This window comes from Ruegeria sp. YTSA168 (genome assembly GCF_059610045.1).
In genome coordinates, this window is the sequence record NZ_JBXWMW010000007.1 from 114,488 (window position 1) to 126,909 (window position 12,422).

At 52.6% G+C, this 12,422-nt stretch carries 8 protein-coding genes; 1 reads left to right on the plus strand and 7 read right to left on the minus strand.

The window, feature by feature from the left end; all coding sequences use genetic code 11:
• Positions 1 to 655: 655 nt before the first annotated feature.
• Positions 656 to 2,056, plus strand: coding sequence for an FRG domain-containing protein (locus AC2FFE_RS14120; protein WP_496846940.1), 1,401 nt, complete (start codon positions 656 to 658; stop codon positions 2,054 to 2,056).
• A gap of 186 nt (positions 2,057 to 2,242) precedes the next feature.
• Here the strand turns inward: AC2FFE_RS14120 and AC2FFE_RS14125 are convergent, their stop codons facing one another.
• The 7 genes from AC2FFE_RS14125 to AC2FFE_RS14155 form a co-directional block, all read right to left on the minus strand.
• Complete coding sequence (locus AC2FFE_RS14125) at positions 2,243 to 4,324, minus strand: tetratricopeptide repeat-containing sulfotransferase family protein (protein ID WP_496846941.1); 2,082 nt, start codon at positions 4,322 to 4,324, stop codon at positions 2,243 to 2,245.
• Positions 4,325 to 4,467: 143 nt separating this feature from the next.
• Positions 4,468 to 8,019: a beta strand repeat-containing protein gene (locus AC2FFE_RS14130; protein ID WP_496846942.1), complete on the minus strand. Its 3,552-nt coding sequence runs from the start codon at positions 8,017 to 8,019 to the stop codon at positions 4,468 to 4,470.
• Positions 8,020 to 8,284: 265 nt separating this feature from the next.
• On the minus strand, positions 8,285 to 8,728 hold the full coding sequence (locus AC2FFE_RS14135) for a helix-turn-helix transcriptional regulator (RefSeq protein ID WP_496846943.1): 444 nt from the start codon (positions 8,726 to 8,728) through the stop codon (positions 8,285 to 8,287).
• Positions 8,729 to 9,101: 373 nt separating this feature from the next.
• Positions 9,102 to 9,749, minus strand: coding sequence for a hypothetical protein (locus tag AC2FFE_RS14140; protein ID WP_496846944.1), 648 nt, complete (start codon positions 9,747 to 9,749; stop codon positions 9,102 to 9,104).
• A gap of 546 nt (positions 9,750 to 10,295) precedes the next feature.
• Positions 10,296 to 10,943 (minus strand): hypothetical protein, encoded by a 648-nt coding sequence (locus tag AC2FFE_RS14145; protein ID WP_496846946.1) that lies wholly within the window; start codon positions 10,941 to 10,943, stop codon positions 10,296 to 10,298.
• Between the two features lie 73 nt (positions 10,944 to 11,016).
• Entirely contained in the window at positions 11,017 to 11,649 is a 633-nt protein-coding gene (locus AC2FFE_RS14150) for a hypothetical protein (RefSeq protein WP_496846947.1), read from the minus strand.
• Positions 11,650 to 11,992: 343 nt separating this feature from the next.
• Complete coding sequence (locus tag AC2FFE_RS14155) at positions 11,993 to 12,358, minus strand: helix-turn-helix domain-containing protein (protein ID WP_496819792.1); 366 nt, start codon at positions 12,356 to 12,358, stop codon at positions 11,993 to 11,995.
• Between the last annotated feature and the right edge of the window lie 64 nt (positions 12,359 to 12,422).

Consider the following 12,422-nt stretch of genomic DNA (forward strand, 5'->3'; position numbering starts at 1 on the left):
GACTTTATCCAGTGAAAAGTGACAGCCATTCAGGACGGCAAAACACCAAACACCTGCAAGCAATAGGGGCTGCACACAACCTATGTGCATTTCGCATGCATGGACGACGACAGTGCACACAATACCGGGGTACAGACCTCGCAGGCCAGATCACTAGAGACTTCGCGGAGGAAACTACTTTGCACTATGCCATTCTGCCTGAGCGAACGTGATCAATAGGAGTTGCCTAAGCATTGGTGTGACACTAGGGTGAGACACACTGCAAACCAACACACTACAATAATGTTTACTAACAGTACATTAGGCGTTCGGCGGCGTTTCCCCTAGGCTCCACCAAATCCTAACTGGAAAATTCTCCATAGTTCTTCCTTTAATTCGCGTGTTCCTTCCGCTTTGTGGCTCAATCGATGTTTTCTGGCAAAGTGCGCGATCGATCACCACGCCCCCCCCTTAATCGCGATCCTAAGGTTACTGATTGCGCAGCAAGTACTTCTCATCGATGGCCAGGGCAGAGATTTGGCGTGTCTATGCGGATGAGCGACATTTCTTTCATCCCAAGATAGCGGTAACGTGAGCCACAGGTGTGATGTCGATGGAAATACCGTCCGGTTTGGCGTCGCGTTAAACGACTTGGCAGGCGCAAGGAATTGGACGAATGGCGGAAAGCTTCAACTACATCTCATTCGGCAATTGGGAAAAAGTCGAAGGGAACGTCGATGTCGTCACAATGCTCCGAGGTCGTATGTTCGAATACACGCCTTCTGACACGGAGAAGCGGCTTGAAAACCTCGATGTCGATGCCACCGCTTTTCTCGAAACACTGCCAACATTTCTCTGTAGCGAGATAAAGCCTGCCGGAAACGCAGTCTCTATGCTTATCAAGTATGGCCGAATCTCCAACATCACAAGTGGGCGCAAGGAGGTCTCCGTGACCTTCGAGACGCAGATCGACTTTGGCGAAGTTACCTTCGATGACATGGAGACAGCCGGATCGATTTTCGGCGCAGATAAATTCCAACTTTACCGCACACACTGGGCAGTCCGGGAAGGCGACGCGCAAGAAGTGCTGTCCAGATTGGCCAATTGCAAACCCGATCTTGCTGATCTAATCGCGAACCTCGAGGCGACCGCTGTAGTCGGGGCAGCAATTCTGCCCCCACCGCGCGACAAGAAGATCCTTGGCGTAGCGGAGAGCGTAGAGACGTTCCTTCAATTGCTCTACGCTTCGCCGGTAAAACCGTCGACAGAGACTTTCTTCCGTGGCCACAGCGACGCCACTTATGAACTTACACCTTCGCTTCTGCGCAAATGGGATAACGGCGACTGGCAATTCATGCCAAGCGAGGATCGCCTGTGCAAAGAGCTATTAATCGCGCATCATGATGAGTTCCAGGGCGACCAGTATTGCTTCGACCGCCTTGTGCGAATGCAGCACTACGGTTTGCCGACGCGGCTGCTTGACATCTCCGGTAATCCGCTGGTGGCATTGTTTTTCGCCTGCTCCAGCAAGCCTAAGACAGACGGTGAGGTAATCGTCTTTCATGTCGGATCGAGTGGCGTGAAATACTACGACTCCGATACTGTTAGTTGCCTGTCGAACCTCTCTAACCTTACCTACGCGCAGAAGAACGACATTAATCTCAGCCTCGAATTGGAAACTTTCAATGAGACCGACGCAGTCGGAAAGCTGCTTCACCACATCAAGTCAGAGAAAGGCTTCTTTGAGGGCCGGATCGTCCCAGACGATCTTGGGTCCATCATTTGCGTGAAAGCCAAGCAAACCAATACGCGCATCAAATCGCAATCCGGCGCCTTTTTGTTGTTCGGGCAAGAGGCGACACTACCCGATGCGGGCCAGGACGGGATCGAAATCAGTCGAGTCACGGTTCGTGCAAAAGAGCACATACTAGCTCAACTCGACCGGATTAATATCAATGCCACGACCGTCTATCCTAGCATCGACCAGACCGCAGTTCATCTGCGGGATCAATACCAGTTGCGGCAATCTGTCAGAGTGGCCTCGAACGCTGCACCCGAGGACGCTCCAGAGATTTGACAGAACGGTTTAGGCTACATCCACGACCTGCTTGATGGGGGCGGCCCTTACTGGTTATGAATCCTGACCCTACCGCTTTGGGCCGTGACGAGCCCGAAGAAAACCGATGCTACAATATGTGCAGATCGCAGTTTTCGGGGAACTCACGTCAAACTGAAGGTACTGATGAAGTTAGTACCCCTATCGCTAAGCGCCATTGATCGTGTCCACCAACGGGCGAAGCTGCGTCTCATACTTCCGCCACTTCTCTTTGGATGATGAGTACAACGGCTGTCGCACCTGTTGAACGCTCGCGGTGCGTACACGACGATTACTTTTGTAGAACTCAAGACATGCGTCGTCCCAAGCCAAACCGCAGTAATCGATCAATCGGCGCGCCTCAGTATTGATATCGTCAATCAACGCCTCGTACTCGATAGTGTAAAACGCATCCTTAGGTAGGACGCGAAGCCAGTGATCCATGATGCGCATGTAGTTATTGTAGTAGCGACCAAGCTCAACAAGGTCATAGCTGTGAAGCTGACTACGTTCGAAAAGCCTTGTATAGCAGGACAAACAGGTATCGAACGGGTTCCGTACGACGTGAATGACTTTGGCGTTCGGCATCAATGCGTGGATCAACCCGGTAAGTTGAAAGTTAGCGGGCATCTTATCTACGATATGCGGCATGTCGGGCGCGTGCCGGGTTAAGGCATCGACGTAGTCGTGTGCCCTTTGCCTCAACTTATCACCGCTTGCGGACTTAACCGCTGTTGGCACGTTGCTGCCTGCATCACCAAGCCTACCAAATATGTTTTGCAGATCATTCAACTCGCCTGCTCCAAATATTTTTGGATGCGCGTTCAGGATGGACTCGGTCAGCGTTGTGCCCGAGCGTGGCATCCCCAGCACAAAGATCGGTCGGTCGCTTGAAATAGCATACTCTTGCAACCGCTCGATCATGGAGTGATCGAAAGTTGCAATCAGTTCATCTGTCAGGCTGTCGGTTTCTGCTGGGTCATAGTCCGTAAGTGACCGCTTGATATCAGCACCGCGTTTGAACTGCTCAAAAGCATCATCATGACGCTTCAGTCTTTCGTAGCACTCGCCCAAGGCGTAGTGATAGGCTGCAGCCTTCTGCGGAAGCATTGATGAAGCGTTTGGCAGTGCGTCCTCCAGTGTCAAGAAAACGGCGCTGTCCGGAGTCACTTTCTCTAGTTTTGCCAGTGCAATTGTGGCGCTCAGCTGGTCGTCAGTCGTTTCTGCGGCCAGTTCAAAATGCGCGCGCGCGTCTTCGAAGTTACCACGTTCGATTTCCAAATACCCAAGCGCCATGCGGCTGGATGACAGACTCGGTTTCAGGCCCAGTGCTTTCTCATGAAAGCCAATTGCGACCTCGGTATCGCCAAGATGCGCCTTGGACAAACCGATCTGATGACACGCCGCCGCACTTTCCGGATCTAGTCGCAAGGCATGCTCTGCCTCAATTAACGCAAGCTTAGGGTGGTTTTTTTCAAAGAGAACCTGCGACAACCCGACATAGCTGTCAGCTTTGTCGTCTTGCAGCGAGATCGCAGTCCGGAAGGAATTTTCCGCCTTGTCCAGGTTGTTTTCCAGCAAGAAAACCCGTCCAGAATTGCGATGTAGTTCTGCATCATGAGGGAACCGTGCGAGCTGTTCTTCCGCCGCGCGACGCGCCTCGACGACATTCTCTGCCTCTATCAAAACCGAAACCAGGTTGTTGGCGGATTCAGACGAGCCCGGATTAATCCTAAGGGCCTTGCGATAATACTCCACCGCTTTGTCTCGCTTCCCGTTGTCACGCGCGATACTTCCGAGATTGTTTATGGCCCGATCAAGTTCTGGGTCCAGCGCTAGCGCTCGTTCCTGAGAGGCCTCTGCTTCTACCAGTTTCTCCTGATCATAATAGACAAGGCCCAGATTAGAGTGCGCTGCAGCATTTCCCGGTGCCAAACTGACGGCGCGCCTACCGATTTCTGACGCTTCGTTCAGACGACCCGCAGAACGAAGGATTTCGGTGAAATTGGTCAGAAAGTTTACATTGTTGGGCTGCAGTTGGACCGCCTCGGTCATCGCTTTGACGGCAGGCTCAATCTGGCCTGTCTGAAAGGCGATCAAACCCAGCATCTGGTGGGCTGTTGCGTGTTGCGGAACCGCCCGAACGATTTCAGAGAAGAGCTGAACAGCCAGCTTCAGCTGACCATCCTGATAAAGTGCCATACCATGCCGAAAGGCGTCCTGAACCGACATTTCCTTGCCCTGAGACATCCTGAGACTTCCAATCTCCGATTTAGGAACCTGAAACTAATTTGCTGGCCCCGTGCAGGGACCAGCATACTTCGAGATACGAATACCGAAGAACTCTGGGCAGTGTTACCCAGAATTCTTGGGGGGCGCAAACTCAGCCCGCCTCAGAACCGCCATTCATACGAGGCCCAAATCGCTTGGGTAGAAACATCTGCGGCAATGGTTGAACGGGCCTCCAGCAAGAAGTTACCGCCATGATCGAACGCCTTTTCATAACCGATACCAAGTTCGCCAAAAGTATCAACACCGCTACCGGTCGAAGCCAGAGTGAGCGTATTCCCGAAGATGGCAACATCGATAGATGTTGGTGCATCCGCGTCCTGACGAACCGCAGTAAGCGACGCCGACAGCGTTCCGCCAGCAACTGAGGTCGACAGAAGACCGCCGATACGAATTTCGTTGAACGTTATGTCTTGACCACCCACTGTAGCATTGGATGCCGAGCCCGTTTCCGTATAGCCATCAAGTTTCTGCTGACCATAAAGAAAGCTTGCGCGAGGAGTAATTTCCATTCCGTTGCTCAGGGCAAACTCCCGTTCTGCAGCGATCAAAGCGGTTATGATATCGCTGGAATAGCTGGCGTCGGCATCATTAGAACCCGCGACCTGTCTGGTTTGCTTTGTGTCGAGGTTGCCATATCCCAACCCAAAGCTAAGGTCGGCAAAGCCGAAATTCTGCGCCACAATTGCGCTGACATAACCCCCAGAGGTGTCGAAATCATTAGCGCCAAAGTTGCCGTCATTTTTTAGATAGCTGGCGCTGAACCCATATCGCAATCCAGCCCCCAAATCGCGGGTCAGCCCCGCAGTGACGTTCCACATGTTAGAGGAAAGATCTGGTGTGTCACCATCTGCATCCGCGTCGCTGCGGCTGCCGTTGACCAACACAAAGGGGCGGAAACCCTCAATCGGACCGCTACCGCGTGTGCTGAGTCTAACATTGTCGCCGAAAGACGGTGCGGTGCCAATCTGATCTGCAAGCGTATAGGACAGCCGTGCAATATCGAAGCTTTGCTGAATGTTCGGCTGGATGTTTTCGGCGTCAAAACTCGCATAGACCGGAGCGCTTCCACCTTGACCATCGATGAACCAGCCCTGAGACGGGCGCGTTACAATGGTCTGAAACGTCCCATTGGCCGTGTCATCGTCCTGAAAACGATAGACGGCATCCTGCCCGACATGTGTGAGGTTCACATTGTGGGCCGCAACTCGAATGGTCTGGTCAATTGTAGCGGTGGTTTCAACGTTCAACGTACCTGAGCCGCTATCCAGATAGATACCATAGTTTCTGCCAGAACCGGATACTGAGATATCGCCCGTGACATCCAGCGTACCCGTCAGATTGTCGACATAAATACCATAAGCCTCCGCGTTTGCGGCCTCTGCCTGCACGTTGATCGTTCCGGTATGATCGAGTGTTCCGGCCAGAGACCCAGCTTGAATACCGTAGGCCTGCGCGGTCCCGGTCGCATTACCACTGATCCGGGCGACTACGTCGATTGTGCCTGAGTTAGATACTTCTCCGGAAACGCTATCCGTCAACAGACCCACAGCCAAGGCTGTGGCGCTGGAAGATGCGCTGGCTGTGGCAGAGGCCCGAATCACGCCGCTGTTGGAAACCAGCCCGCCTGCCAGCACATTCGCAGGTGAAATGCCAATGGCATCAGCCGAGCTGCCGGATGTACGCGCCGCAACCGTGATCGTACCAGTATTACTTAGTTCTCCAAAAACAAAGAGCGACGTGATCCCCTCGGCACTGGCGTTGGTTCCGGAACTTTCAGCTTTGACCGAAATTGTACCCGCATTTTGCAGTGTACCGCGTAAGAAAACGGCAGAGACTCCGTGAGCGTCAGCCGAGCTGTTCGCGGAAGCCGAGGCGGCAATTGTTCCAGAATTGAGAACTGTTGCGCCCAGGTTGATCGAAGGCATTGTAACTCCGGTAGCGGATGCACTGGTACCATGCGATATAGCGGTGGCCCCAATCGTGCCTGTGTTTTCGAAGGTCCCATCAATGCCCGAGAGACTGAGGCCCAACGCTGATGCATAGAACCTGTCCGAATTGGCGGTGGCTGTAACCACCCCAGAATTGCTGAGCGAACCGCCAATATTTGAAAGCCGAATACCTGCGGCAAGGGCTGAGCTGCTACCAAAAGCATTCACTGTCAGGCTACCGCTGTTGGTGACAGTACCGGCGACATCAACCTGACCGCCGGATATTCCAGCGGCGAAGGCGGTTGTCCCATCGGCCTGCGCAAAGATGTTGCCGCTATTTGCGAAAGCGCCGTTTATATCAGCTGTCTCAATCCCCAAGGCCGAGGCAACAGAGCCCGTAGAGCTGGCAGCAACCGTGATGTTGCCACTGTTGCTAAATGATCCATCAATATCCCGTGTTCGAATACCACGAACCGAAGCCGCAGACGTAGCAGTTACGTTTGCTGTAAGGGTGCCGCTGTTCTGAACTGTTCCGTCAATGTTGGCAAAATCTAGCACGTCAGCAGAAGCGTTGGCGCTTGTGCCCATAGCCTGGACTGTGATGTTGCCCGTGTTGCTAAAGCTGCCGCCTGCGGACACACGTCCTGCGTCGATTCCATCAATTTGTGCGCTACCCGCCCGTGCGACGCCCAACAGTGTACCCGTGTTCAGAAAGCTACCACCGATAGTCAGCGCCTCGATAATGTCAAAAGAGGCCCCTGTACTGCTGCCGCCTGCCAACGAAATCGTCAGATCACCGTGGTTCTCGAAACGCCCTTGGATATCAAGCGCCTCTATCACGTCCCCGTTGACGCTCCCCGCTGAAACACCTGTCACAGCGATGGCGGCAGAGTTGATCAGCGTACCGTTCAGATTGCTCACGCTGATCCCGTCAACAGTTGCGTTCGCATCGCTGACAGCGTCCACAACAATACGCCCAGTGTTTTCAAGGGTGCCGTTCAGATCAGATAATTGAATGCCATCAGCAGACGCAATCGATCCCTGCGTTTGCACCCGCACCGTTATCAGACCCGAATTGCGTATCGTGCCGTCGACCGTACTGATCTCGATTCCATTGGCCAGAGCCCGCGTACTTACGTCGACATTCACGTCAATCGTGCCGCTGTTGCTGACAGTGCCCGAGACCGAGTTTGCCGAGATACCAGCAGCCGTTCCGAATGTCAGCGCAGAGTTCGCGATCTGAATCGTTCCCATATTGCTGACAGTACCGGCAACATCGCCCACCACGCTAATCCCCCTCAGATCAGCGCTGTCGCCAGCGGATTCACCCAGCCTGATGATATTGGAGTTCGTAACCGAACCCGAGACATCCCCGCCCATCAGGATTCCTGCCCGGTCACGCACCAGGCCCGATGTAGATACCAACGTGCCTTCGTTGCTCAGGGTGCTTGAATAGTCCCCAACGTTGATCTGCATCAGCCCCGGCCCTGAAAGCGGATCGACAAGGATAGCACCCGTTGCCGTCACGGTATGGTCCTCATCCAAAGAGCTTACAAACGGGGTGCTCTGCGGCACATTTATGGTATCTGATTGCACCACGGATGCCGAGAGCGCCAGCGTCGACACCGATCCCATAAACAACGCGGGAGCGATGCTCGCGACTTTACCCTTCCATTTGGTCACACGCCCCCCGCGCACCGCTGCGCGATCCTGCTGTACTGTCACTTTTCCCGCCTCATTTGCTTAGGATTTCAGTCCTGAAACCCGTGGGTTCATCGTTGCAGCTCTGCCCACGTGGTCTGATCCGCGCCACAACGTGACACAGGTTCGAACCGGGTTATAGCGGCAAAAGGGGCGGGAATACGGCCATATGGGCCGCATAAACCTTTAGTTTATGCGCTGTCTGCCAGAAGTTTATGAGCCACCTCACTTAAAGTCTCAGACAAGAACCTGGGCGAGGCTATATGGACCTGCATTCCTCTAATTCTGATCACGCCGCCCTGGTGGAGTGAGATGAATCGGCGTCCGTGAGGTCTTCGAGAAGCGCGCTCAAAAACTGAGCTTTGTTAGCGTAGCCAGATTTTTTGTAGATCGAACTCGTCTGTGCCTTGATTGTACCTTCTTTGGCATTCCTGATTTCAGCCATTTCCGCTGTTGAACAACCTTTGATGAGCAGCCGGGCCACGTCACGTTCGGCGCTTGTAAAGGCCCAGTCGTCAAAATATGCGTTCAACAGTTCCTCGAAGGCGCTTGATGCGCGTGCGATCTTGTCTTCAAGATTGTTCTGATACCGCCGCAGCTTCAGAACCTCTAGCCCCAGCACGGCAATTGCCCCAAACAAGGAAAACATGATCAATACTTCCCAAACATGAATGTCGTCCCATTCCTCAATCCAGGCAACACCCATTGCTTCGCCGATATCCTCGAACAGCATCACGCTGGCACAAAACAAGGCTGCGAAAAAAGTTAGGCTGAGACGTTTGTATGAAGGCATTTTTGATCCAGTCGTTGCATTGAGGGGGCTAACTATAAGGATAGGGGAGACCAAACAAGGTTGAAGCGGAACCTCTAGGCTTTCTGCATTCAGCCTTCAAAACAGAGGTGATACACTGCCCAGTGTTTCGACCCATAGAGTCAGGATGCATCAATTTCTCCTGCACCACAAGATTTACGGCTCCCACAAACGGACCTGAGCCCCTGAATCTCCTCCAGTTTTGTGTAGAGTCTGGCCAACTGAAGGACGGACAAATGAAGACGAGATTCATCGACGAACAGATCATTCAGATGATCAAGGAACAGGAAGCTGATCAAACGTTCAATTTAGATTCCAAAATCCAGATCAAATTCACGGCTAGGGTCTTAAGCGAAGCCACAGGCTCGCTTTCAACGTCAAATCCATCCAAAACCTCTGCCATTAGTTGCGGTTCAGCATCGATCCATTGCTCAACCCCCAGTAACGCGCTTTCACGGCAGGCGGGATTGGAGAGAGAGAGCTGAAACTTCATTACATCTGTACAATTCCGCGCAATGCCCGCTTCCGCGGCCTTTGCGGAACCCAAAGGTGAAATATCCCAAAAGAGGGAACATGCCATGTTCAGATGCCCAGGTGCCATCAAAGACTCAAGCGTCTTCGGTTCACAATGACGGTTAAAAATCTCCAAGAAGAGCGTCTTTAGATGAATCGTCAGATGGCGGCGGATCTCCAACGAAATGTTCGGGTCGGTCAGCAGATACAGGCAGTGTGAACTCGAGCTATCACAAAGCCGCCAAACGGCCCAGCCAAGACGCGCAGGGTGAGAATCGCAAAAAGCCACAAGCTCTGCGGGACGTGTCAATACGTGGGAGACATCGGACAAAAGCGTTTCTTCAGGCAGAGCGACTTCGCGGGTCGGGTCCTGAGAGAGGAGATCAAAAAATGTGGCGCTATGGCAAGAGCTGGATTTTTTAGAATTCATAAAGCTTTGCTCCGCGTGTTTGGCACCCTATCAGCGTATCGTTTAGATGGATCAGCCGGCTTGACCCTCTACGTCAATACGCAGCGTAGATTAGTTTGCACGATCAAAGCTTTCCAAACAAATTGGAGTATTTGTTGCGATACTCTGATGGGTTTTGCAAGACCATGTCAGTCATCACCCAGTTTGGTCGTGCAAATGTTCGCGGCTCGCAGGGCGGAATCTATGGCTTCCTGATGGCCTGCGTCGGTCACGCTAAAGCACTCCGCAACATATTCGCGTGCAGCAGCGCAGTCCTCATTGCGGGCCTTATAGAGTTGAAGCGTCGCACGATCAGACGGCAGTACATTTGTACAGGACCGTCTTTGATCGCATGTCGGGTGCACATGTGCTTGCCGATGCCTGCACTCTGCTGCGGAGCACAGATCCGCGTCATTGCAACTGGCGAAACCAGGCGATGCTGTGCCCGCGCCAAGCAGGCAAAGAGTTAAGACTTGAACCGAATGTTTCATGTGTTTCTCCTATCGGTTTGGGGGGAAATTCGGGAAGTCAGCTGAAGATGAACTTCCCACTCGAATAAGTTGCGGTGACGTGCCACCCGTCCGAAATCTGCGTTGTGCTAAAATTAATGAGCGCGGTGTTCTGTAAGATGCCGAACCCCGAAATCGATCCGGCGAACAGGTGGATTTGATCCTGAATCTGAAAGCTACCGTACTCGCCGTTTAGAACTGTACGGTTGGAGTTTGCAAATGGGCCGCCGCTGATGGGGCTCCCGTTCAGGGAGCAGTCGCGAGCCAATCCAAAAGACAGGCTCGAATGTGAACTATTGTTCGACACATAGTATGTTGTCGAGTTAGTCCCGCCGGGTGTTTGAACCGGTCCGAAGCCACTGTCGGAATAGGGATACACCGCACCCGTACTCACATTTGACACCGAATTTGACCTTACGATAGCGGTGCCGCAGGTCGCTTGATCGGATTGGTAGATCACAACGCCCGAATCCCAGGTCAGTGTTGTGTTTTCGGCCGGAGCAACGGTGACCCAGACAACTTCGGGCACCTCGCTGGGTACCACATTGGCCGCAATGTTGCCGCTGAACGCAGCGGACGACACTTCCTGGACAATCGCCACATTCTGGCCAGCTAAAGTCAATGCTGACACATCGGACGTACTGATTTTGATATCGAGCTGGTACATGGCCGGACTGCTGGATTGAAGGTCTCGGATACGTCTTCGGAGGGTATTCTCCGAAGACGCGCGATCCGCGATGTCAGCCGTAGCTCACGAAGGTGAACGTATTGTTCGAGTCGTTGTAGCCGATATTGGCCGTGGAGTTCTGACTGCTAAGTTGAACGGGCAGTGCGTCGCCTGCGATTTGTGACAACACGACACCGTTGTTCTGGATGGATGACACCCAGATCGAAACATTTTCGATCGGCGTGAAGCTTGCAGTCTGATTGTAAGGCACCTTCACAGCATTCAGCGCGGCCATCGATACGGCACCGCCATTCACTGTGGCCTTCTGTGCCAGCCCCATAGTCCAAGCGTTGGGCGATTGCTGCTCATTCTTGGTTTCAAAGGCACCACCGGTATCCTGACCGGAGGATGAAAAAGTGGCTGACGAGTCATAAGTGTAGAGCAACCCCGACTGCACAGGCGCATCGGTATTGGACGATAAACCGATAGTTGCCCCACCTTGGGCCATATTTGTGGAAGCATAGATGTAATAATCTTCTTCCCACGTGACAGAAATATGCTGCGCTGGCTCGAATGAAATCCAGGCCGTGGCCAGATTGCCTGCAACCAAGGATGTCGTCACCGTCTTGGCAATGCTGATCGTTTCGCCCTGGATTTGCTTCAGGCCTTGTGAATCGATGTTGATATCCAAAGTATATGTAGTCATTTCAATCTCCGAAGTCTCTATGTGTGCACACAATGTGCATTGGTTGCTCAGCGACCGGCGCGATAGATATGGGGGGACAAATTCGCCGACCGCTGCACAATCAAGCGTAGAAACTTAGATGTAAGTTTGCGACTTAAGGGTGTTTCTTGATGGTAAAATCGACCGGAATTTTTTCTGTTGGTAAAAATGCAGGTTGGGAAACGGGGTTGTAATCTGAAACAAAACCAAAATGCGAAGTGCCAAATTTTCCAGCTTATCAGGGTCTTTGGCACTTCGCCTCCTCTTGCTTGTCGAGCGAAAATGCAGCTACCGGTCAGGCAGTTCTAATTTCTTACACTATGGGTTACCGATCGGGCGCCTGCGACGTTTCAGGTATCTCATGCACTAGGTTAAGCAGGAGCTTTGAGAATCGTTTCGGGCGGATTCGGAGTAGCAGTACAAGCTCCTGCTCTGTTCGAGAAAGATCGAAGCCGTGATGATTTTTCGGCTCGCCAAGCCCGAGAAGCAACCAGTCTAAGGACACATCGAGCCTGGTGGCAAATCGGCAGATGTTTTCGAGCGAAAAACTATGCCCGTATCTCCACTTTGAAAGTGCTGCCGGTGAAACACTGAGTTCTGCGGCAAGTGAAAGCAGTTTTGGTTTCCCTGCTATCTTGATTGCATATCTAATACGTTCGCCACGTTCTTTTGAGGCGTTGGGGTAAGTCATTGAATGTTCCTCTTAAAATGTTGGAACATACAACCTAAGGTTAAAACACGTCATCTTATCAGTA

Coding starts and splice junctions, on each gene's coding strand:
- AC2FFE_RS14135 (WP_496846943.1), bottom strand. CDS start 8,728: ATGCTGTTCGAGGATATCGGCGAAGCAATGGGTGTTGCCTGGATTGAG.
- AC2FFE_RS14145 (WP_496846946.1), bottom strand. CDS start 10,943: ATGTACCAGCTCGATATCAAAATCAGTACGTCCGATGTGTCAGCATTG.
- AC2FFE_RS14140 (WP_496846944.1), bottom strand. CDS start 9,749: ATGAATTCTAAAAAATCCAGCTCTTGCCATAGCGCCACATTTTTTGAT.
- AC2FFE_RS14125 (WP_496846941.1), bottom strand. CDS start 4,324: ATGTCTCAGGGCAAGGAAATGTCGGTTCAGGACGCCTTTCGGCATGGT.
- AC2FFE_RS14150 (WP_496846947.1), bottom strand. CDS start 11,649: ATGACTACATATACTTTGGATATCAACATCGATTCACAAGGCCTGAAG.
- AC2FFE_RS14155 (WP_496819792.1), bottom strand. CDS start 12,358: ATGACTTACCCCAACGCCTCAAAAGAACGTGGCGAACGTATTAGATAT.
- AC2FFE_RS14120 (WP_496846940.1), top strand. CDS start 656: ATGGCGGAAAGCTTCAACTACATCTCATTCGGCAATTGGGAAAAAGTC.